Annotated in this window: 18 protein-coding genes; 9 read left to right on the forward strand and 9 right to left on the reverse strand. The window is 62.3% G+C overall.

Annotated features, from left to right (window positions below):
- Positions 1–29: 29 nt before the first annotated feature.
- Both yoaA and mltG read left to right on the forward strand, forming a co-directional pair.
- Positions 30–1979 carry a DNA repair helicase YoaA gene (gene yoaA / locus JLC71_RS01625; RefSeq protein ID WP_200916947.1) on the forward strand — a complete coding sequence of 650 codons (1950 nt, stop codon included), beginning with the start codon at positions 30–32 and terminating at the stop codon, positions 1977–1979.
- Positions 1960–2982: an endolytic transglycosylase MltG gene (gene mltG / locus JLC71_RS01630; RefSeq protein WP_236250941.1), complete on the forward strand. Its 1023-nt coding sequence runs from the start codon at positions 1960–1962 to the stop codon at positions 2980–2982. The genes yoaA and mltG overlap by 20 nt, the downstream gene beginning before the upstream one ends.
- On the opposite strand, the gene hemG is transcribed toward mltG, so the two are convergent.
- The 4 genes from hemG to JLC71_RS01650 form a co-directional block, all read right to left on the reverse strand.
- On the reverse strand, positions 2964–3536 hold the full coding sequence (hemG, locus tag JLC71_RS01635; protein ID WP_200916948.1) for a menaquinone-dependent protoporphyrinogen IX dehydrogenase: 573 nt from the start codon (positions 3534–3536) through the stop codon (positions 2964–2966). The genes mltG and hemG overlap by 19 nt on opposite strands.
- Before the next feature lie 774 nt (positions 3537–4310).
- Positions 4311–5111, reverse strand: coding sequence for an amino acid ABC transporter permease (locus tag JLC71_RS01640; RefSeq protein WP_200916949.1), 801 nt, complete (start codon positions 5109–5111; stop codon positions 4311–4313).
- An 88-nt stretch (positions 5112–5199) separates the two neighbouring features.
- Positions 5200–5922, reverse strand: a complete 723-nt coding sequence (locus tag JLC71_RS01645; RefSeq protein ID WP_491523251.1) for a basic amino acid ABC transporter substrate-binding protein — start codon at positions 5920–5922, stop codon at positions 5200–5202.
- Positions 5923–6232: 310 nt separating this feature from the next.
- Positions 6233–9241, reverse strand: coding sequence for an Rne/Rng family ribonuclease (locus JLC71_RS01650; RefSeq protein WP_200916951.1), 3009 nt, complete (start codon positions 9239–9241; stop codon positions 6233–6235).
- Positions 9242–9797: 556 nt separating this feature from the next.
- On the opposite strand from JLC71_RS01650, the gene rluC reads away from it, so the two are divergent.
- The 5 genes from rluC to motD are packed head-to-tail and all read left to right on the forward strand — an operon-like array spanning position 9798 to position 13532.
- Positions 9798–10745: a 23S rRNA pseudouridine(955/2504/2580) synthase RluC gene (gene rluC, locus JLC71_RS01655; RefSeq protein WP_200916952.1), complete on the forward strand. Its 948-nt coding sequence runs from the start codon at positions 9798–9800 to the stop codon at positions 10743–10745.
- The gene (locus tag JLC71_RS01660; protein ID WP_200916953.1) at positions 10742–11398 is read left to right on the forward strand and encodes an HAD-IA family hydrolase; all 657 of its coding nucleotides are present in this window, start codon (positions 10742–10744) and stop codon (positions 11396–11398) included. The genes rluC and JLC71_RS01660 overlap by 4 nt, the downstream gene beginning before the upstream one ends.
- On the forward strand, positions 11391–11732 hold the full coding sequence (locus JLC71_RS01665) for a Rieske (2Fe-2S) protein (RefSeq protein WP_200916954.1): 342 nt from the start codon (positions 11391–11393) through the stop codon (positions 11730–11732). The genes JLC71_RS01660 and JLC71_RS01665 overlap by 8 nt, the downstream gene beginning before the upstream one ends.
- 55 nt (positions 11733–11787) lie before the next feature.
- A complete protein-coding gene (locus JLC71_RS01670; protein WP_200916955.1) occupies positions 11788–12729 on the forward strand; it encodes a S49 family peptidase in 942 nt (313 codons plus the stop codon).
- Positions 12730–12737: 8 nt separating this feature from the next.
- On the forward strand, positions 12738–13532 hold the full coding sequence (motD, locus tag JLC71_RS01675; RefSeq protein WP_200916956.1) for a flagellar motor protein MotD: 795 nt from the start codon (positions 12738–12740) through the stop codon (positions 13530–13532).
- 13 nt (positions 13533–13545) lie between these two features.
- On the opposite strand, the gene JLC71_RS01680 is transcribed toward motD, so the two are convergent.
- The 5 genes from JLC71_RS01680 to JLC71_RS01700 form a co-directional block, all read right to left on the reverse strand.
- Complete coding sequence (locus tag JLC71_RS01680; RefSeq protein ID WP_200916957.1) at positions 13546–13974, reverse strand: DUF411 domain-containing protein; 429 nt, start codon at positions 13972–13974, stop codon at positions 13546–13548.
- A gap of 60 nt (positions 13975–14034) precedes the next feature.
- On the reverse strand, positions 14035–14514 hold the full coding sequence (locus JLC71_RS01685; protein ID WP_200916958.1) for a cupredoxin domain-containing protein: 480 nt from the start codon (positions 14512–14514) through the stop codon (positions 14035–14037).
- Positions 14515–14556: 42 nt separating this feature from the next.
- Positions 14557–15867 carry a multicopper oxidase family protein gene (locus JLC71_RS01690; RefSeq protein ID WP_200916959.1) on the reverse strand — a complete coding sequence of 437 codons (1311 nt, stop codon included), beginning with the start codon at positions 15865–15867 and terminating at the stop codon, positions 14557–14559.
- On the reverse strand, positions 15864–17006 hold the full coding sequence (locus JLC71_RS01695; protein ID WP_200916960.1) for a TolC family protein: 1143 nt from the start codon (positions 17004–17006) through the stop codon (positions 15864–15866). Before JLC71_RS01695 ends, JLC71_RS01690 begins: the two co-directional genes overlap by 4 nt.
- A 99-nt stretch (positions 17007–17105) precedes the next feature.
- Positions 17106–17474 carry a hypothetical protein gene (locus JLC71_RS01700; RefSeq protein ID WP_200916961.1) on the reverse strand — a complete coding sequence of 123 codons (369 nt, stop codon included), beginning with the start codon at positions 17472–17474 and terminating at the stop codon, positions 17106–17108.
- 122 nt (positions 17475–17596) lie between these two features.
- Here JLC71_RS01700 and JLC71_RS01705 point away from each other — a divergent pair, with 122 nt between their 5' ends.
- Together JLC71_RS01705 and JLC71_RS01710 are read left to right on the forward strand one after the other, a co-directional pair.
- Positions 17597–19363 carry an ATP-binding protein gene (locus JLC71_RS01705; protein WP_200916962.1) on the forward strand — a complete coding sequence of 589 codons (1767 nt, stop codon included), beginning with the start codon at positions 17597–17599 and terminating at the stop codon, positions 19361–19363.
- A gap of 113 nt (positions 19364–19476) precedes the next feature.
- A complete protein-coding gene (locus tag JLC71_RS01710; protein WP_236250942.1) occupies positions 19477–20772 on the forward strand; it encodes a hemolysin family protein in 1296 nt (431 codons plus the stop codon).
- The last annotated feature ends 64 nt before the right edge of the window (positions 20773–20836 follow it).

A 20836-nucleotide genomic window follows, 5' to 3' on the forward strand; every position in this document is an offset into this window, starting at 1 on the left:
CGAATGCACTTTTTTCCTTTCTGTTTTCGATGACACTCGCCGAGCTATTTGCCGATGACGGCCCCCTTGCCGAGGCATTTCCCGGCTACAAACTACGCCCGCAGCAGCTGCAAATGGCCGAGGCTGTTGAAGCCACGCTGAACGAGCGTGGTCAACTGATCGCCGAGGCGGGCACCGGTACCGGCAAGACCTTTGCCTATCTGGTGCCAGCACTGCTGTCCGGCGGCAAGGTCATCGTTTCGACCGGCACCAAGACGCTGCAAGACCAGCTCTTTGCCCGCGATATTCCGACCGTGCGCGATATTTTGAAGGTGCCGGTGACGATTGCGCTGCTCAAGGGGCGTTCCAATTACGTCTGCCACTATCACCTCGAGCAGGCACGCCACAACGGCCGTTTCCGTTCGCGTGAGGACATCATCGATCTGCAGAAGATCGAGCACTACGCCAAGCTGACCCAGTCCGGTGACAAGGCCGGTTGCGCCGGCGTCGCGGAAAATGCGGCGATCTGGCAGCAAGTGACCAGTACGCGTGACAACTGCCTCGGTCAGGATTGCCCGAGTCACAAGGATTGCTTTGTGATGAAGGCGCGCAAGGACGCGCAGGAAGCCGATGTGGTGGTGGTCAACCATCATCTGTTTTTTGCCGATGTCTGGCTGCGCGACGAGGGCGCCGGCGAGCTGCTGCCGGCGTGCAACGCGGTGATTTTCGACGAGGCGCATCAACTGCCCGAGGTCGCCAGCCTGTTTTTCGGCCAGACGATCGCGTCTGGGCAACTGGTCGAGCTGGCGCGCGATGCGCGCGCCGAAGCGCTGGTCGTCGCCAAGGATTACGTGCATCTGCCGCAGGCGGCCGAGGCGCTGGAAAAAGTGGTTCGCGATTTCCGGCTGGCGTTCCGGCCCGAGCCGGCACGGCACCCGCAGCACGAGCTGGCTGACAAGTACCCGAAATATGCCGACGCACTCGATGCACTGGCGCTGCAACTGGCCAATATCACCGCCGAGCTGGAAAAGCAGGCCGAGCGCGGCGAATCGCTGGCCAAGTGCTTCGAGCGCGCCAAGGCGCTGCGTGACATGCTGGCGGCGTGGCTGGAGCCCGACGATGCCGAGTCGGTGCACTGGATCGACATCACGCCGAACGGTTTCCTGCTGCACGCCACGCCGCTGAATATCGCCGAACTGTTCCGCAAGCAGCTGCAAGCCGGCCAGAAGGCCTGGGTGTTCGCCTCGGCGACGCTGGCGGTGAACAACAGCTTCAAGCATTTCCAGCACGAACTCGGATTGTGGGATGCGCGCTGCGAAACCTGGGACAGCCCGTTCGACTACAAGCAGCAGGCCGCGCTGTACGTGCCGCGCGACATGCCGCAGGCCAATTCGCCTGAATTCACCGCCAAGGTGGTCGAGCGCGCGTGGCCGCTGCTGCAACTGACGCAAGGCCACGCCTTCCTGCTGTTCACCAGCCTCAGGGCGATGCGCGAGGCGCACGAGCTGGTGACGCAGCGCCTCAAGGATGCCGGGCTCGACTGGCCGGTGCTGCTGCAGGGGCAGGGGAGCCGCACAGAATTGCTCGATCGCTTCCGTGCGTCGCCGAACGCCATCCTCGTCGCCAGCCAGACCTTCTGGGAAGGCATCGACGTGCGCGGCGAGCAGTTGTCGCTGGTGGTGATCGACAAGCTGCCGTTCTCGCCGCCCGATGATCCGGTGCTGTCGGCGCGGGTCGAACAGCTGGCGAAACAGGGCCGCAATGCCTTTATCGACTACCAGCTGCCGCACGCGGCGATCACGCTCAAGCAGGGCGCGGGACGGCTGATCCGCGATGAAACCGATACCGGCATCCTGATGATTGCCGACAACCGCCTTGTCGACAAACCGTACGGCAAGGTGTTGTGGAAGAGCTTGCCGCCGATGTTCCGCACCCGCGAGCTGGAAACCGTCCAACGTTTTTTTGAGGCAAAGCGCCAGAATGGCAGCGAAACGGCGTAATCAACGCGGCGGCTTCTTCCGCCGGATCAAACAACTCTTCGTGCTGCTCGTGTTGCTGCTACTCGCTGCGGCCGGCGGGCTGTACTGGTATGCGACCACGCCACAGGCGCAGCCGGTGCCACTGACGTTCAACGTCGGCCCCGGCAGTGTCAAGCGCATCGCCGAACAGCTGGAAAAGCAGGGCGCGACCGATTCGGCGCTGCTGTTCCGCGTGCTTGCGCGCGTCTCGGGCAAGGAGACCAAACTCAAGGCTGGCGTTTACCGTATCGAGGCCCCGATCGCGCCGTGGGCTTTGCTTGATAAGCTGGCGCGCGGCGATGTGGTCGAGGTGGTATTTACCATTGTCGAGGGCTGGAACTGGCGCGAGCTGCGCCGGGCGCTGACCGCCGAAACGCAATTGCAGGGCGATCTGGCGACGCTTGACGATGCGGCGCTGCTGAAGACGCTGAAAATCGACGCCGACAGCCCGGAAGGCCAGTTCTTTCCGGATACCTACCATGTGAACCCTGCCAGCTCCGAGCTGGCACTGCTTGGCCGTGCGCACGCGCGGATGCAGCAGAAGCTTGACGCCGCCTGGGCGCAACGCGCACCTGATCTGCCGCTGAAAACGCCGCAGGAGGCGCTGATCCTGGCATCGGTGATCGAGAAGGAAACCGGCCACGGCGGCGATCGGCCGATGATCGCCGGCGTGTTCGCCAACCGCCTGAAGATCGGCATGCGCTTGCAGACCGATCCGACGGTAATTTATGGCATGGGCGAGGCGTATGCCGGCAAGCTGCGCAAGATCGACCTGCAGACCGATACGCCGTACAACACCTATACCCGCGCCGGCCTGCCGCCCACGCCGATCGCCATGACGGGCGAGGCTGCGCTGATGGCGGCAGTGCGCCCGGCCGCAACGCAGGCGTTGTATTTTGTCTCGCGCGGCGACGGTACATCGCAGTTCTCGGCCAGCCTGGAAGAGCACAACTCGGCGGTGAATCGCTACATCCGCGGCCGTTGATCCTTACCGAGGCGCGCGGAAAAATCATCGCCGAACGCATCGACCGCTGCCCAGTCGGTGTATTCGATCACGGCATCCGGGTCGGTCGGGCCGCCGCTCATTTTCATGATCATGCGGATCATCATCCGGTCATACCAGCGGTAACGCGGGTAATCGAGCCGGCCGGCGAAGGCGATGGCAAGCATGGGCTTCAGTTCGTGCCGCGCCAGCCATTTGCCGAGGTAGACATTGTGCTCGGCAGTGTGGTGGCCGCTCTTGCGGGCACTCAGGTTCACCGAGGCGACCGCCAGCGATTTACGCCCGAGTATCCCCCTGTGCTGCTGTAGAAAGCGCTCCGCCTCGCGCAGGTGGCGCCCGTAGCGAACGGCGGCGATGACCATGATGGCGGATGCATCCTCCAGCATCGTGGCATCGGTCTGCAGGCCGTGCGGGTGCAGCGTCAGATCGTGCCGTCTTGCGGCGATGCCCCGGTTTTCGAGTCGATGGGCAATCCGCTCGGCGATACGGGCGGTCTGACCATCGCGGCTGGCGTAGCAAATCAACGGTATTTTCATGGTGAATCAAGCTTATGCCGCTTGCGACCCGGATGCTTTGTGCCTTGTCAGTCGCGATCACCGGCGTGCAATACCGATTGGTAGTCTCAGGGAAAATCACTACTAAATTATGCTTGATGCTTATGTTGCACTGCGTAAAATCAAATCACGGTTTCGCCTTGGCTATGTATCGAATCCGATACGGCGCTTGATTTGCGGCTGGCCGAGAATGAGCACCTCCGGGTAGAACGACGGCGGTGAAATGCGCTAAAAATCAAGGCGTTATTATGGTCGCCATACCAGGGCGACAAAGGGTCTCGGTGGCCCACCCATAGCTACCGGCGACCAGTGCTCGTTCGACCCCCGGGTAGGGTTACGGAGTTTTCCCTACCTACCGATGAGGTGGTTATTGCATTGCGGTGTAGTTCCGGCAATGCAATTACAAGGAGGTCGCAATGAACGGACAGAATTTAAGGGCGGATACAGGCGGTGCGCGCGGCCACGAAGTCGTGCGATGTCGCGATTGCAGTATCACCCATCAGCGTGTCAACGCCTTGGGCGTATGCACCGCCTGCATGACGATGCGGGCACTTGATTACGCGGCCAGACGCACGACGGGTTATCACAGCGTCGCGTCCCGCAACTGAACATCGATCTGGCCTCCCGGCCGGGGCGTTGTAGCACGGCAATCATCACGGCAATTCAGAGCCGCGCCCACAAGGCGCGGCTTTTTTTTTGCATGGATCGGGGCCAAAAAAAACGGGCCATCAGGCCCGTTTTCTCGCTATGTACCGATCAGTGAATACCGCCACTTTCCCTGTAGCGGTTCTCCAGCCAGCTCACCCCGGCCGCCATCACCAGCGTCAGCACCAGATAAATCAGCGAGATCATCAGGTACGGTTCCCAATAGCGCGAATAGGCGCCGGCGACGGTACGCGCGGCATAAGCAAGTTCGGCAAGGCCGATCGCCGATACCAGCGAGCTATCCTTGAGCAGCATGATCGCCTCGTTACCCAGTGGCGGCAGCATGCGGCGGAAGGCCTGCGGGACAATGATGAAGCGCATCGTCTGCCAGTAGTTCATCCCGAGCGAGCGGCTCGCCTCGAACTGGCCCTTGGCAATCGACTGGATGCCGGCGCGGAAGATTTCGGTGATGTAGGCGCCCGAGTTCAGCGTCAGCGCCACCAGGCCCGACATGAACGCGCCGTGTTCCTGGCGCAGTTCGGCGGCCAGATCGCCGCTGATCAACATGCCGTCGACTGGGTGTACCAAGAGCGGCATCACCGCGAAGTGGATCAGCAGTATCTGCACAAACAGCGGCGTGCCACGGAAAAAGGTGACGTAGGCATTCGCCGGCCACCGTGCAAGGCAGCGGACGACATATTTCCACGGGCCGTGTTTGACCTCGGCAAGCCGGGCCATGCCCATGACCAGGCCGATCAGCGTGCCAAGCACGACAGCGATCAGCGTGATCCCGATCGTCATCTTGGCGCCATCGATGAACAGGGCGCGGTATTCCCAGATGATTTGCAGCTGAAAGTGCTCGAAGAGCGGCACGTTTTGCTGGATCTGAGTCCAGAATTGGTCGAAGTTCATGTTGCTCAGTGTGGTTTCAGCATAAAAGAAGCGCAACCCGGAGTACGAGTTGCGCTTTATGGATTGCAGATTTTACCGTGGCTGGCGCTTACTTGCCGAAGTACTTTTTATAGATCTTGTCGTAGGTGCCGTCTGCCTTGATCGCCGCCAAACCCTTGTTGATTTCCTGTACCAGCGCCTTGTTGCCTTTCTTCACCGCAAAGCCGTAATACTCCTTGGCGAAGGTGGTGTCATCGATCACTTTGAGCTTCTCGGTCTTGTTATTGGCGATGAAGTTGACCACCACGCCGTTATCGGCGACGACGGCGTCGACTCCGCCGTTCAACAACTCTTTCATCGCCAGCGGCGTCGATTCGTAGCGCCTGATATTCGGGTTGGTCTTGCCGACCAGCTTCTGCGTCACTTCATCGCCGGTGGTCCCGGTCTGTACGCCGATCTTCTTGGTCTTCAGGTCGGTGAACTTGGTGATTTTGCTGTTCGGGCCGACCGCGATCAGTTGCTTTGCTTCGAAATAGGGCTCGGAGAAGTCCATGGTCATCTTGCGTTCGGGCGTGATCGTCACGGCCGACGAAATGATGTCGCGGTCGCCGGTCGACAGCGTGGCAAAGATGCCTTCCCATGGGGTGTTGACGAACTTGACCTTGAAGCCGGCCTTGGCCGCGACGGCGCTCAGCACTTCGATGTCAAAGCCGACGACCTCCTGCTTCTCGTTCAGCGATTCAAACGGAGCGTAGGCGGCGTCGGTCGCGACCTGGTAGGTCTTGCCTGCGGCATGCGCCGGGGTGGTGGCGAGCAGGGCTGCAGCCATCATTCCAGCGAACAGGGCAGAGGCGGTCAGCTTCATGGGGAATCCTTTTTTGACTTTGTGAGCATGCGCGGCACATTAGGCCGCGTGAGGCTTACTAGCAGCCTGATTCCCTGAGACTAGAGGGATGTTTCGTTGCGCAGTATAGGGATATACCCTAGTTGCCATATTGGTTTATGGTGTTGATTTCAAAAGACTTTTTGATGATTTTTTCGGCGCTTTCTTTAGCCAGTTTTCTTGGTAAGAATCGGCTCGTTCACTGGAGTGGAAGCAAAAAAACCGCCCCGGAGGGCGGTTTTTATGGCGCTGACATCGATCAGTTATCGCGAGTCTCGATCTGCACCAGCGGCGTATTGCCTGCATCGACTGTTGCATCAGCGGGACGGCGCGGCGCGCGCACGGTATGCGCCGGCGCTACCGGCTCATCGTTCACCACCTCGGCGACCTGAACCGTTTCCACTTGCTGTAGCGACGAAGCCTCAACGCTGACGTGCTGCTTTTGCGTATCGGCACGGCGGCGGCGTGGTTTTGCCACGGTTTCGACCACCGGCTGCGCGAGCTCGGCGTGGTTGCGCGTCGATACCATCACCAGACCAGCTTGTTCCGGTGTGGCAATTTCAAGGTGAGGCGCGGCAGCGGCGGCTGGCTCGAACGACAGGGCGGCTTGGCTCGGCTTGGCAGCCGGTGCTTCGGTCGCCACGACGGATTCTTCTGCCTTGGTCTCGACTTGCGGCGCTTCTGCTGCGGCGACTGGTGCAGCTTCAACTTCAACGGGCTGGACGGCTTCGGTAATGGCCGGAGCCGATTCGACGATGGCCGGAGCTTCGCTGATGATTGCGGCGGGTGCTTCAGCAGCCACGACCACCGCGGCAGCGACGGCGACCGGCTGGGTTGCGATGACTTCGATGGCTGCCGGTGCGCTGGTAATTGCAGCGACTTCAGTCACGGCCGGAGCCGCCTCGACTGCAGATGCGGCGGTTTCAGCGCTGGTTTCAACGGCTTCATCGGTCTGCTCACCGCGCTCACCACGGTTGCCACCACGACGGCCACGACGACGACGGCTACGGCCTTCACCTGCTGCCTCGCTCGCCGGTGCCTGCGGCACATTGCCCTCTTGCTGAACGGCTTCTGCGGCGAGAACTTCGACCTCGACCACTTCATCTTTCACTGGGGCAGGTTGCTGCGGGCGCTCGTTGCGCGGGGCGCGGGGTTCACGCGGCTGGCGTGGTTCACGCGGTTCGCGTTGCTCGCGCGCTTCGGTATTGCGCTCATTACGCGTGTCGTTATTACGGTTGTCACCGCGTTCGGCCCGATCGCCACGCTCACCGCGTTGCTGCTCGCGCGATTCATTGCGCTGCTGGCGGGCATTCAGATCTTCCTCGATGCGCGGCGGCTTACTGCGGCGATCCTGGCGACCCTCGTTGCGCTGCTCGTTATTACGACCCTGACCTTCGCTACGCTCGGCGCGATCGCCACGTTCGTTGCGCTGACCGCGGTCATTGCGTTCGCCACGTTCACGGCGCTCACCACCGCGGCCCTGACCTTCGCGGCGGCTATTGCTCTGCTGCGCGCGCTTGGGTTGTTCGGCTTGCGGTGCCGGAGCTTCGACCTGTGCTTCGCCACGGAACCAGCTGACCACGCGCGTCCACAACGATGGACCGGCGATGACGACCGGCGCAACTTCCGGTTTGGGGGTGTCTTGCTTGGAGATCGGCGCCGGTTGGGCCGGAGTGATGCCCTTGACGGCCGCTTCCGGACGCTTGGCCATCTCTTCCTTGGCCCGGCCCGGCTGGTACGCTTCTTCGCTCGGCGCTTCGACCATGCGGTACGACGGCAGCGATTCGTCAAGCAGGTTCAGATCATCGTGACGCAGGCGAACGATGCTGTAGTTCGGCGTTTCAAGGTGCGTGTTCGGGATCAGCATGACGCCAACCTTCAGGCGGGCTTCGACCGAGAACAGCTCGCTGCGCTTTTCGTTCAGCAAGAAGGTGGCAACGTCGACCGGCACCTGCGCGTGGATCGCGCCGGTGTTGTCCTTCATTGCTTCTTCTTGAATGATGCGCAGGATGTGCAGCGCCGACGATTCGGTGCCGCGGATAAAGCCGGTGCCATGGCAGCGCGGGCAGGCGATATGGGTGGTTTCTTCCAGCGACGGCTGCAGGCGTTGACGGCTCAGTTCCATCAGGCCGAAACGGCTGATCTTGCCGGTCTGTACCCGGGCGCGGTCGTGATGCAGCGCATCGCGCAGGCGGTTCTCGACTTCGCGCTGGTTCTTCGGGTTTTCCATATCGATGAAGTCGATGACGATCAGGCCGCCGACGTCACGCAGACGCATCTGTCGGGCGATTTCATCGGCCGCTTCAAGGTTGGTACGCGCCGCGGTTTCCTCGATATCGGAACCCTTGGTCGCGCGTGCCGAGTTGACATCGATCGAGTACAGCGCTTCGGTCTTGTCGATAACGATGGCGCCGCCGGACGGCAGCGACACTTCGCGGGCGAACGCGGTTTCGATCTGGTGTTCGATCTGGAAGCGCGAGAACAGTGGAACGTCGTCCTGATACAGCTTGACCCGGTTCACATTGCCCGGCATCACGTGGCTCATGAACTGGCGGGCTTGTTCGTAGATGTCTGCCTTGTCGATGAGGATTTCACCGATTTCGGGCTGGAAGTAATCGCGGATCGCGCGGATGACGAGGCTCGATTCCTGATAAATCAGGAAGGCGCCGTTCTGTGTGGTGCCGGCACCTTCGATGGCGCGCCACAGTTGCAGCAGGTAGTTCAAGTCCCATTGCAATTCTTCGGCGGCACGGCCGATCGCTGCGGTACGCGCGATCAGGCTCATGCCGGCCGGGGTTTCCAGCTGGTCCATGGCCGCGCGCAGTTCCTGGCGCTCGTCGCCTTCGATGCGGCGCGAAACGCCACCACCGCGCGGGTTGTTCGGCATCAGCACGAGATAACGACCGGCGAGGCTGATGTAGGTGGTCAGCGCCGCACCCTTGTTGCCACGTTCGTCTTTTTCGACCTGAACGATCAGTTCCTGGCCTTCGCGCAGCTGATCGGCAACGCGACCGCGGCCGCCATCGCCATCGGCGAAGTAGGTACGGGCGATTTCCTTGAACGGCAGGAAGCCGTGGCGATCGCAACCGTAGTCAACGAAGCAGGCTTCGAGGCTGGGTTCGATGCGGGTGATGACACCCTTGTAGATGTTCGATTTCCGCTGTTCTTTCCCAACGGTTTCGATATCGAGGTCAATCAGTTTTTGACCATCGACGATCGCAACGCGCAGCTCTTCGGCCTGCGTTGCGTTAAATAACATGCGTTTCATGAGGGCTCCTGCACGCACTCGCACGGCAGGGAAGCCCGGCTACGCCAGCCGCCCGGCTAGCGTGATGTCGCGGAGCGTCTTCTAGGGCTGCTCGGCGCATCTTTGCATTAAGGCGATTACGGGCGACTGGGGGTGTTCTGGCTCCAGAATCTGACTATTTGAGGGTCAATGTCGGGGCCGGCTTGGCCGGGCAAACCAGCGCCGATCTATGGGCGCTGGCGGGAATCCGATGAGTGCGTGAATGGTATGAATGAATTACCATCGCTACTTAATTTGCGGTGAGCGAAATTAACCGCAACCCGGGACAAGGTCCTCGGTGCAGGACGTCTGGCGATGCCCGCGCTCGCACTCGTTGGCTCGATAAACGATCGAGATGGTGAGGGGTACAGCATGCTGTACGGCGGGAAGGGGGTCGCCGGCGTATCCGGACTTGAGAACCAAAGAACGGGATCAAAAACGGGCCGTGTTGAAGGCCGGCGCTGTCCGGGCGGTGTCGCAGCGATTTCGCCTGCGAAGCCAGCAAAAACGGGCAGCGTGCCAACGAGTATAAGTCAATATGTCTGAAACGAGCAAAGCGTCTGTCACATTCGTCGAGATCGGCCCCGAAGAGGCCGGACAACGGATTGATAACTATCTGATTCGCCATTTGAAAGGCGTTCCGAAGAGCCATGTCTACCGCATCGTTCGCGGCGGTGAAGTGCGCGTCAACAAGGGCCGCATCGACGTGACTTATCGGCTGGCCGAGGGTGATGTGCTGCGGATTCCACCGGTTCGGGTCGCCGAGCGCCCGGCCAGTACCGCTGCGCAGGCGGCCAGTGGGCAGCTGGCGCTGGAGATCCTGTTCGAGGACGATGCGCTGATTGCGATCAACAAGCCCTCCGGGATTGCGGTGCATGGTGGTTCCGGAATCAGTTTCGGGGTGATCGAATTGCTGCGCGCGCAGCGCCCGCAAGCAAAATTTCTGGAGCTGGTGCATCGGCTCGATCGCGATACCTCGGGCATTTTGCTGATTGCCAAGAAGCGCTCAGCCTTGGTCAAAATGCATGAAATGCTGCGTGACAATCATCAGATCGATAAGCGCTATCTGGCGCTGGTTGAGGGCGTTTGGCCCGAGCCGCGCAGCCATGTGCGCTTCAAGCTGCTGAAGTACGAAACGCCCGAAGGCGAGCGCCGGGTGAAAAAGTCGGCCGATGGCCTGACCTCGCATACCGTGGTCAATCGCAAAGCCAAGTTCACCGATTCGTCTTTGCTTGAGTGCGAGTTGAAAACCGGCCGCACCCACCAGATTCGCGTGCATCTGGCCGAGAGCGGCCATCCGATTCTCGGCGACGATAAATATGGTGATCCGGCCGTGAACCGGCTGCTGCCGCGTGCCGGACTCAAGCGACTGTTTCTGCACGCTTGGCGCTTGACGCTGTCGCATCCGCTCACCGCCGAAAAGCTAGAGCTGGAGGCGCCGCTGCCGAAAGAATTGCAAACCTATCTGGATACCCTTGCCGAATGACACGACGCTTTGATTTGCTGGTTTTCGATTGGGACGGCACTTTGATGGATTCGACCGGCACCATTGCCAGATCGATCCAGTCCGCCTTTGGTGATGTGGGCCTGGCCGTGCCGTCGGATCACGATGCCCGCTATGTGATCGGCTACGGCCTGAACGAGGCGATGCAATACCTCGCGCCGGATGCCGACGAGGCGACCATCCGCCGCATCGTCGATGTCTATCGCCATCATTACCTTTCCGGCGACCATGCGCTGATGTTGTACGACGGCGTGCGCGAAGGCTTGGCGGCGTTTGCCGATGCCGGCTTCGAGATGGCGGTAGCCACCGGCAAGTCGCGCGTCGGCCTCGACCGCGTGCTGGCATCGACCGGTCTGGGTGAGTATTTCGTTGCCACGCGTACTGCCGACGAAACCTTCTCCAAACCACATCCGGCAATGCTGGAGCAGCTGTTCGACGTAACCTTCACCAGCGCCGATCGCGCGCTGATGATCGGCGACACCAGCCATGATCTGCAGTTGGCGATCAACGCCGGTTGCGCCAGTCTGGGCATGAGTTACGGTGCGCATCCGCTGGATCAGTTGCAAGCGTGCGCGCCGCTGGCGATTTTTGATGATTTTCCGGCGCTGACACGCTGGGTGCTTGCACATGCTTGAAGTGGCGCCGATCTGTGCTGCCGAGGCGCTGGTCGATGGCGGTATGGGCGTGCGTTTCAGAGCCGAGCGCGCTGGCGTGCCGGTGTCGGCGTTCGCGGTTCGCCACGAAGGCAAGGTTTACGCCTACGAAAACGCCTGCGCGCACATCCCGGTCGAGCTCGATTACCGCGATGGCGAATTCTTCGATCTGTCACGGCGCTATCTTGTCTGCGCCACGCACGGCGCCTACTATGCGCCAGAGACCGGGGTCTGCCTTGGCGGGCCTTGTCCTGGACGAAAACTCGCGCCGATCGGCGTGATCGAACGTGATGGCGCCATCTGGCTTGGCGCTTGATACCGACTGAATCAGATAACTAGATACCGACCTAGAACCGACAAGGCATCGACACATGCAAGAACCTTGGGAACGCCAGGCACTGGCCGATCTGCTGCAAGCAGGCATCAAAGAGCAGCGCCATGCGCGCCGCTGGAGCATTTTCTTCCGGCTGATGGGCTTTGCCGTGCTCTTTCTGTTGCTGGCTGGCGTGTTTGGCTGGTTCGGCTCGACGGAGCTCGATAGTGTCTCGGTCGGTCCGCATACTGCGGTCGTCCGGCTTGATGGCACGATCGCCGCTGGCGACGAGGGTGATGTGGGGCCGACGATCGAAGGCCTCAAGGCTGCGTTCGACGACAAGAACACCAAGGGTGTCGTGCTGCAGGTGAATAGCCCGGGTGGTAGTCCGGTGCAGGCCGGCCAGTTGAACGATGCGATGCGTACCTTGCGCAAACAGCATCCGAAAGTGCCGCTTTATGTTGTCATTGATGATATCTGCGCATCGGGCTGCTATTACGCCGCGGTTGCTGCGGACAAGATTTTCGCCGACAAGGCCTCCATCGTTGGCTCGATCGGCGTGCTGATGGATGGTTTCGGCTTTACCGGTGCGATGGACAAGTTCGGCGTCGAGCGCCGCCTCGTGACCGCAGGCGCGAACAAGGGCTTCATGGATCCGTTCTCGCCGCTGAACCCGGCACAGCGCGGCAAGGCGCAGGCGATGGTCGACGAGATCCATCAGCAGTTCATCGATGCGGTCAAGGCTGGCCGGGGCAAGAAACTGGTGCAGGATGATCCGGATCTGTTCTCCGGTCTGGTGTGGAGTGGGGCGACCGGTATCAAGCTCGGGCTGGTTGATGCGCTCGGTTCGCTCGACAGCGTCGCGCGCGATGTGATCAAGGCCGATAACGTCGTCGATTTCACCACGCAACCCAGCTATCTGGATCGCTTTGCCAAGCGTGTCGGCGTCAGCGCCGCGGCGCACCTGGGCACGCAGCTGTCTGGCTATTCGCTCAAGTAGGCAAAGGCATGGCACGACGACGCAGGCACGAGGAAGAGCACGAGAGCCACGAGCGCTGGCTCGTGTCTTACGCCGACTTCATTACGCTGCTGTTTGCGTTCTTCGTGGTGATGTACGCGATTTCGTCGGTCAACGAAGGCAAATACCGGGTGCTGTCGGATGCGCTGGTGAATGCCTTTCGCGATACGGCGCCTTCGAGCGACAACTTCATCAAGCTGCCGAATCAGGCGCTGGCCGGTACGCCGCCGCGCGTGGCGGCATCGTTACCCGCGCGCAAGCCGGAACTTGAAGCGCAAGCAAAGAAGATGCGCGGTATGGCCGGTGATATTCGCGGTGCGCTTGGCCCCCTGATCGAGCAGGGCAAGGTGCGCGTCACCCAGTCCAAGCGTGGCATCGCGGTCGAGATCAGCGATAGCGTGCTGTTCGACCTGGCCCGCGCCGAGCTACAGCCGGCGTCGGTGACGATGCTCAAAACCGTGGCCGAACTCGTCAAGCGCAACGACAACCTGATTCAGGTCGAAGGCCATACCGATAACCAGCCTATCCATTCGCCCCAGTTTCCCTCCAATTGGGAGCTATCGGCGGCGCGCGCCGCCAGCGTGGTCAGACTCTTTGCCGAGAACGGCGTCGCGGCCAAACGCATGGTGGCGATCGGCTATGCCGAGTTCCGCCCGGTCGAGCCGAACGACGCCGCCGACGCTCGCGCCCGCAACCGCCGGGTTACGCTCAACATCCTCGCCGACAACAAGGACGAGGTGGCGGTGCTGCCGCTGAGTGAAACAACACCGCCCGCCCATCAGTAAGCGCTTGGGGGGCTTAGAACTTGCCCCAAGGTTTGACCTTGCCGTTGGCATCGATTGCGACGACCTCGATTGTTCCCGGTACATAGGGCCCCATGCCCGGGCTGTTTGCCGGCATGCCCGGCGCCGAGATGGCCTTGATGTTTTTCGGTTGCTGCTTCAGCAGTTTGTCGATCGCCGCCGCCGGCACGTGGCCCTCAACCGCGTACTGGCCGACGATGATGGTGTGGCAAGACGGTGCCGCGTCGGTGCGATAGCGGGCCTTGATCGCCGACATGTCATTGCTTTCGATCTGCTTGATCTGCCAGCCCTGCTTTTCCAGGTAGCTGGCGTGCTCGCCGCAGCAGCCGCAGCCGGGGGATTTGTACAGCGTCGCTTGCGGTGCCGCCCAGGCGGCGGTGGACAGTGCGAGCAATGCGGTGGCGAAGATGGCTTTTCGCGTCATGATTGGATTCCTTGGTGAGAGGCCGCGCCGGTGCGGCGCGGCGTTGAGGGATAAGGCGGATTATTTCAGCGCGGCCTTGGCCTGCATCCCGGCTTCGTAGTGCCCCGGGATATGGCAGGCCAGCACGATGCCGCCGCTGGCCGCCTTGTCGAACTTCCAGATCAGCGTCTTGGTTTCGCCGGCCGCAAGCGACACGGTGCTCGGGTCTGCATCGTGCTTCATGCCGGGCATTTTCTGCATCATCAGCGCATGTGCGCGCTGGCTGGCCGCGTCGCCGATGGCGAATTCATGTGCAATCTGCCCGGGGTTGCTGACGATGAAGCGGATCGTTTCACCCTTTTTGATCGTGCCGACGGCCGGATCGAACTCGAATTTCATTGCGTCGAGGGTGCGAACCTTGATCGTGCGGCTCACCTCCGCCGCCTTGCCCGGTTCGCCGAACGAGTAGCCGCCGTGACCACCGGCATGCTCGCCGGTAGAAAAAGCCGGCATTGCGGCGAAGGAGGCGACGGTCAGGGTGATGAGTGCAAAGGCTTTCATGGATAACTCCGTATTTGAATGGTGTGTGCAGGCTCGCTCCGCTCAGCGCGGCAGGCCATCGGTTCGCTTGGGGTCGACCTTGTTGGCGACGCTGCCTTGTGGATGCGTATACCAGCCCGGATCGCGCTCATCGTTCGGGGCCAAGCTATCGCGGACCTTGAGCGTGGTGAACATGCCGCCCATTTCGATCGGCCCGAATGGCCCTTCGCCGGTCATCATCGGCAGGGTATTGGTGGGTAGCGGCATCATCGATCCCATGGCCGCCATGTCCTGCATTTCGGCCATGCCGGACGAGCCCATTTCCATGTAGTGCTGGCCGTCGAACAGCTTCTCGAGCTTGGCGGTTGCCGCCTTCTGATCAACGCCGACGAGGTTGGGCACGCCGTGACCCATCGGCCCCATGGTGTGATGCGATTTGTGGCAATGGAACGCCCAATCGCCCGGCGCATTGGCGATGAACTCGATCACGCGCATTTGCCCGACCGCGACGTCGGTGGTCACTTCGGGCCATTGCGCCGCCGCCGGTATCCAGCCGCCGTCGGTGCCGGTGACGCGAAAATCATGGCCGTGCAGGTGGATCGGATGGTTGGTCATCGTCAGGTTGCCGACGCGAATGCGCACGCGCTCGCCGGTCCGGGCGAGCAGCGGCGGAATCGCCGGAAAGGTGCGGCTATTGAAGGTCCATAGATTGAAGTCGGTCATCTCGCTCGGATCGGGCCGGCGGGTGCCGGGGTCGATCTTGTAGCTGGCGAGCAGGAAGGCGTAGTCACGGTCGACCGGCCGCTCGCGCGCGTTCTTCGGATGAACGATGAACAAGCCCATCATTCCCTGCGCCATCTGCAGGGTTTCGTCGGCGTGCGGGTGATACATGAAGGTGCCGGATTTCGTCAGCCTGAACTCGTAGCGGAACGTCTCGCCCGGTTTGATCTGCGGCTGATTGAGCCCGCCGACGCCGTCCATGCCGTTGGGCAGCAGCAGGCCGTGCCAGTGGATCGTCGTGTGCTCGGGCAGGCGGTTGCTGACGAAGATGCGCACCGTATCACCCTCGACCGCTTCGATTGTCGGCCCGGGGCTGCCGCCGTTGTAACCCCAGAAGCGTGCGCTCATGCCCGGGGCGACCTCCTGCTCGACCTCTTCGGCGATCAGGTGGAATTCCTTGACGCCGTTGTTAAGCCTGAAGCCGAGCGTGCGCCCGCCGAGGGTCACGACCGGCCGGTAGCCGCGGCCGCCGGCGCTGCTGCTTGCTGCGCTGCCGGTTGCGCTCGGCGCTGCCACCGCTGCGCTGGCGAGCGTGGGCAGCGCCAGTCCGGCGAGAAGACCACCGCTGCTGCCGAGAAAGTGTCTGCGGTTCATTGCGGTGTCTCCTGAAGGACGGCGCCGCCGGTATCGGCCTCGAGTTGCCACCACGCCAGCCAGAAGTCATGGCGCGCCCGGGCAGTGTCGGCGGCGACGGTCAGCTCGGCGGATTTGGCATCGATCAGTTCGTACACGCCGATCAGCATGCCGTTGTAATGCTTGAGCGCTTCGGCGGAGAGTCGCTTGGCGGCCGGAAGCAGGCGGTTTTGCAGCGTCTCGGCGTGCGCCCACGCGGTGTCGGTTGCTGTAACGCTGGCGGCGACGTCGTGGGCGATGGCATTGCGCAAGGCCTGCGCCTCATGCCAGGCGGTGGGGAAGTCGTCCAGCGGTCGCCCGGGCAGACTGCCGTCGGGACCGAACAACGGTAGCGCCAGCGGCGTCGGTATCCGGCCGCTGCTGTAGCCCACGCGTTTGGCCTCCTGCACATGCTCGCGGGCGTCGGCACGCCGCGACCACGCAAGCTCGGTGAGCCTGGCGGCATCGAGCTTGGGCGGTGACGCGGGTAGTGGCGGCAGGCCGCTGGTGCGCAGTGCGGCGGCGGCAGGCAGGCCCAGCAAGCGTGCGAGTTGGCCGTGCGCCTGCGCGTAGGCTCGGCGGGCATCGGCTTGATTGCGCTCGGCCTGCAATTGCGTTTGCAGCTTGGGCAGCGATTGGTAGTCGCTGAGATTGCCGGCCTTCTGCTGTTCGGCGGCGAGTAAAGCCGCAGCCGACGCGGCCTCGGCCAGCTGGTCGGCGATCTCGCGCTGGCGTTCGGCCAGCGCCAGCGCCAGCCACGCTGCGCGCGTCTCCTTGACGACGTCGAGCATGGCCTGGCGCAGCGGCCGCGTCGCCGGGCGGGACGGGCCGAGGATGCCGTCGTAGAGCTTGGCTTGCGTCAGTACGCCGGCGGCGAGCAGGCCATCGGGATAAAGCCCCCATTCGGGGTATTGCACCAGCAATTGCGGGTTGTTGAGCAAGGCCAGCCGGATCGCCAGATCGGCACCGAGCGGCTCGCGCAGTGCGGTGGCGATGGTGGCTGCCGTTTTAGCGGCGTAGCTTGCCGGCAAGCTTGGCACTTCGGCGTGGGCAAGCGATAGCGCGCAGAATGCCGCGATCAACCCGACCCGGCCGGGGCCGTTGGGGAGTGCAAATGACATATGAGTTCTCCAGCCGTGCCCGATGGACACGGCGTGTGATCAATCGGCCGGCTGCAGCGCAGCCGGCGACAGCCCTGCCGGTGGCAGGGTGAAGAGAACTCAGTATCTGGGGGGCTTGAGCGCCGGATCGATAAGGGTATCGAGCGGCGGCGGCGGGGCAGTCGCGACCAGTATCGGCGCGATGGCCGGCGGCGTCATCGCTTGCGGGTGCACGATGGGGGGCACGCAGGCGGCACAATGTGCGTCGTCGCATTGGGCGGTCGTTTTCGACGCCGCCTTGCCACTCTCGTGGCAATCGTCCGCTTGGGCTGCGTCGGCAAGCTGCTCGCCAACGACGCTGGTCGCCTCCGTCGGCACGTGCAGCGGCATGGCGGTCGCATACAGCGATTGCCACGGCAGCAAACACATCAGCACCAGCAAGAGCCAGTGGCGGATGTCGCGTCGAGGGGAGGGGGACGGTAGGTACATGCCCTGCCAGTGTATGTGGGGCGCGTGCGCCTTGGCAAATTGCCCGCCAGGACATCGGACTGTCACCGAGCTGCCGCTACGGCTGCTTTATACTGACCGGCTTCGCTTCCCGATATCGCAACATGGTTTCCGCCCTTCGCCAGCATCCCGACGTCCTGATTCGAACCACTCGTCTGCTCTATCGCAATGCCGTCATCGGTCAGGTGATGAGCATGGTGATTGCCAGCCTGCTTTGTTACGGACTGCGTGACGCGCTACCGGGCGCCGAGCTGCTGGGCTGGCTGGGGCCGGTGCTGCTGATGGCGCTGCTGCGGATTCGTCTGGCCTACGCTTATCGGCGGGCACCGGATGATCTGGTCAATGCGCTGAAGTGGCGTCGCCGCTACCTGATTGGCACGGTGGCGGTGGCGCTGTGGTGGAGTGGCGGTGCGCTGGCATTCATGTTCGGCATGCCACCGGCACCCAGGCTGATTGTTTCGCTGGTGGTCTGCGGGATGGTCGCCGGTAGCGTGCCCATTCTGGCATCGGTACTGCCGGCGTTGCGCTTCTACGCGACGATGCTGCTGCTGCCGGTGCCGATCACGGCCCTGGCCAGCGGCGAGCCGTACGATGCACTGATCGCGGTGATGTCGCTGCTGTTTCTGTATACGGTGCTGCGCAGCGCCGGCTTCTTCAACGAGGTGCTCGCCGAGACGATCGAACTTGAGATTGAAAAAGGCACTCTGATTCACGAGCTCAAGGCCGCAACGCAGGAGGCCGAGGCGGCCAGCCGTGCCAAGAGCGAGTTTCTCGCCAATATCAGCCACGAAATCCGCACACCGATGAACGGCATCGTCGGCATGGCGCAGTTGCTTGAACACCAGCAACTGGACGCGGCCAGTCGCGAGCAGGTGACGGTGATTCGGGGCTCGACCGATGCACTGCTGACGCTGGTCAACGATGTGCTCGACCTCTCCCGCATCGAGGCCGGCCATTTCAACCTGGCCCCGGCGCCGTTCTCGCCATCAGAACTGATCGAGTCGCTGGCACGGATGTTTGGCCCGCAAGCCCGGTTGCGCGGGCTGGCTTTGCATTGGCCCGATCAGAGCTTGCCTGCCGCACTCTACGGTGACGCGGTTCGGCTGAAGCAGGTGTTCGTCAACCTGATCGGCAACGCACTCAAATTCACGCCACAGGGCGGGATCACCGTGCAGATCAGCTTGGCGCAGCATGACGCCGACGTGATCGAATGGCATGCCAGCGTCGCCGACACCGGCATCGGCGTGCCGCCAGAGCAGGTCGGGCGGATTTTCGAGGCGTTTTCTCAGGCCGACAGTTCGATTTCGCGCCAATACGGCGGTACCGGCCTGGGCTTGTCGATTTCGCGCCGGCTGGTGCGAATGATGCGGGGCGAGATGTGGATCGAGGCCAATCAGCCAGGCGGTAGCGTGTTTCACTTCACCGCGATGCTGCTGGCGTGCGATGCGAAAGCCTTGCCGAGCCAGCCGCCGGCAGCGCGGCCCTTGTCCATCCTTGTGGCCGAAGACAACCCGGTGAACCGGCTGGTGGCCGAACGCCTGCTCGAAGCCCAGGGGCACACCGTTCGGCTGGCCGATAACGGCCGGCAGGCGATCGAAGCGGCGCGCGCCGGCGGGATCGATCTGATCCTGATGGATTTGCAAATGCCCGAGATCGATGGCCTGACCGCGACGCGCTGTATTCGTGGCGCCGAGGACATGACCGGCCGTATGCGCGTGCCTATCGTCGCGCTGTCGGCCAATGGCATCGTCGAGGAAAAAACCGCCTGCCTGGTGGCCGGAATGGACGATTTCATCGAGAAGCCGCTGCAGCAGGAGGCGCTGGCGCGGCTGCTCGCGCGCGTGGCCGCCGGTGAGTATGCCGCGCGTTGATGCGCCCATGCCGGGCAGACAATCGGCCTGTCATCGTGTAGATTCGGTAACCGTTTTCATCATCCACGGGGCCTCGCCCCGACCACATGGACCCTGCGCTTAGCCAGTTCCTCATGCTCATCGGTGCACTGCTTCTGGTGCTCCTCAACGGCTTCTTCGTGGCCGCCGAATTCAGTCTCGTCAAACTGCGCCCGACCCGGGTCAAGGCCATCGCCAAGGCCTACGGATTGCGGGGGCGCATGCTCTCCAGAGTCCATCACCACCTCGACGCTTATCTCTCCGCCTGCCAGCTCGGTATTACCCTTGCATCGTTAGGCCTGGGCTGGGTCGGCGAGCCGGTTTTTGCCGCGCTGCTCGAGCCGGTATTCGGCTGGGTCGGTATCGGTAATCCGGCGTTGATCCACACCGTTTCGTTTATTTTTGCCTTCAGTACCATTTCCTTTCTGCACATCGTCGTCGGCGAACTCGCGCCCAAGACGATGGCCATTCGCATGGCCGAAAAAGTCGGCTTGTGGACTGCCGCGCCGCTGTTTGCGTTTTACTGGTCGATGTATCCGGCGATCTGGCTGCTCAACAACAGCGCGTTCTGGGTATTGAGGATGATTCGCCTCGACGTCGGTCATGGTCACGAAAGCCATTATTCGGCCGAAGAGCTCAAGCTTATCCTGCGTGCCAATCGGGATGATCCGGCCTACAACAGCGACGCCATGCGGGTGCTGGCGCATTCGCTCGATTTTACCAAGCTCACCGTTGCCGATCTGATGCGGCCGTTTTCCGAAGCGGTGACGCTGCATTTCGACGATCCGTGGAGCAAGCAGCTCGATACGATCCGTACCCACCGTTTCAGCCGCTATCCGGTCGTAGGCGATGACGATCATGTGCTCGGCATGGTGCACGTCAAGGATCTGCTGCTGCTCAGTAACGACGAAGACGAGCCCGAGCTTGATGCCCATCTGCGCCCGGCGTTGCGGGTGAGTGAAGACATGCCGGCGAATGAACTGTTGCGCCGCTTTCGCGGTGGCGCGGTGCATTTCGCCGTGGTCGGCCCGAAAGGCGAAGCGCCGTACGGCTTCATCACGCTCGACAACCTGCTGGGCGTACTGGTGGGCGAAATCCGCGACGAATTCCGCCAGACGCACAACGACTGGCTCTGGCTCGACGACGGCAGCCTGATCGGCAAGGGCTCGCTGCCGCTGTTCACGCTGTCGCGCGCGCTTGGCATCGACGTCGACAGCCCCGAGGCCGAATCGGTCGGCGGGCTGATCCAGGAAAAACTGGGTCGCTTGCCGGAAGAGGGGGAGCGGCTGTCGTTCGATGGCTTCGACGTCGTGGTCAAGAAAATGCACGGCCCGCGCATCGTCAGCGTCCGGGTGATGCCGACCGTACCGACCAGTACCAGAGAGTTCTGATCAGAAGCTTTCGCACATTGACATCACCATGACACCATCCGTTTGCAACTATGCTGAACCGGAT

The organism is Jeongeupia sp. HS-3 (assembly GCF_015140455.1).
GTDB lineage: Bacteria > Pseudomonadota > Gammaproteobacteria > Burkholderiales > Chitinibacteraceae > Jeongeupia.

Bases quoted from the DNA above. Each gene is read 5' to 3' on its own strand.
- yoaA (WP_200916947.1), top strand. From the start codon at position 30: ATGACACTCGCCGAGCTATTTGCCGATGACGGCCCCCTTGCCGAGGCA.
- mltG (WP_236250941.1), top strand. From the start codon at position 1,960: ATGGCAGCGAAACGGCGTAATCAACGCGGCGGCTTCTTCCGCCGGATC.
- hemG (WP_200916948.1), bottom strand. From the start codon at position 3,536: ATGAAAATACCGTTGATTTGCTACGCCAGCCGCGATGGTCAGACCGCC.
- JLC71_RS01640 (WP_200916949.1), bottom strand. From the start codon at position 5,111: ATGAACTTCGACCAATTCTGGACTCAGATCCAGCAAAACGTGCCGCTC.
- JLC71_RS01645 (WP_491523251.1), bottom strand. From the start codon at position 5,922: ATGATGGCTGCAGCCCTGCTCGCCACCACCCCGGCGCATGCCGCAGGC.
- JLC71_RS01650 (WP_200916951.1), bottom strand. From the start codon at position 9,241: ATGAAACGCATGTTATTTAACGCAACGCAGGCCGAAGAGCTGCGCGTT.
- rluC (WP_200916952.1), top strand. From the start codon at position 9,798: ATGTCTGAAACGAGCAAAGCGTCTGTCACATTCGTCGAGATCGGCCCC.
- JLC71_RS01660 (WP_200916953.1), top strand. From the start codon at position 10,742: ATGACACGACGCTTTGATTTGCTGGTTTTCGATTGGGACGGCACTTTG.
- JLC71_RS01665 (WP_200916954.1), top strand. From the start codon at position 11,391: ATGCTTGAAGTGGCGCCGATCTGTGCTGCCGAGGCGCTGGTCGATGGC.
- JLC71_RS01670 (WP_200916955.1), top strand. From the start codon at position 11,788: ATGCAAGAACCTTGGGAACGCCAGGCACTGGCCGATCTGCTGCAAGCA.
- motD (WP_200916956.1), top strand. From the start codon at position 12,738: ATGGCACGACGACGCAGGCACGAGGAAGAGCACGAGAGCCACGAGCGC.
- JLC71_RS01680 (WP_200916957.1), bottom strand. From the start codon at position 13,974: ATGACGCGAAAAGCCATCTTCGCCACCGCATTGCTCGCACTGTCCACC.
- JLC71_RS01685 (WP_200916958.1), bottom strand. From the start codon at position 14,514: ATGAAAGCCTTTGCACTCATCACCCTGACCGTCGCCTCCTTCGCCGCA.
- JLC71_RS01690 (WP_200916959.1), bottom strand. From the start codon at position 15,867: ATGAACCGCAGACACTTTCTCGGCAGCAGCGGTGGTCTTCTCGCCGGA.
- JLC71_RS01695 (WP_200916960.1), bottom strand. From the start codon at position 17,006: ATGTCATTTGCACTCCCCAACGGCCCCGGCCGGGTCGGGTTGATCGCG.
- JLC71_RS01700 (WP_200916961.1), bottom strand. From the start codon at position 17,474: ATGTACCTACCGTCCCCCTCCCCTCGACGCGACATCCGCCACTGGCTC.
- JLC71_RS01705 (WP_200916962.1), top strand. From the start codon at position 17,597: ATGGTTTCCGCCCTTCGCCAGCATCCCGACGTCCTGATTCGAACCACT.
- JLC71_RS01710 (WP_236250942.1), top strand. From the start codon at position 19,477: ATGCTCATCGGTGCACTGCTTCTGGTGCTCCTCAACGGCTTCTTCGTG.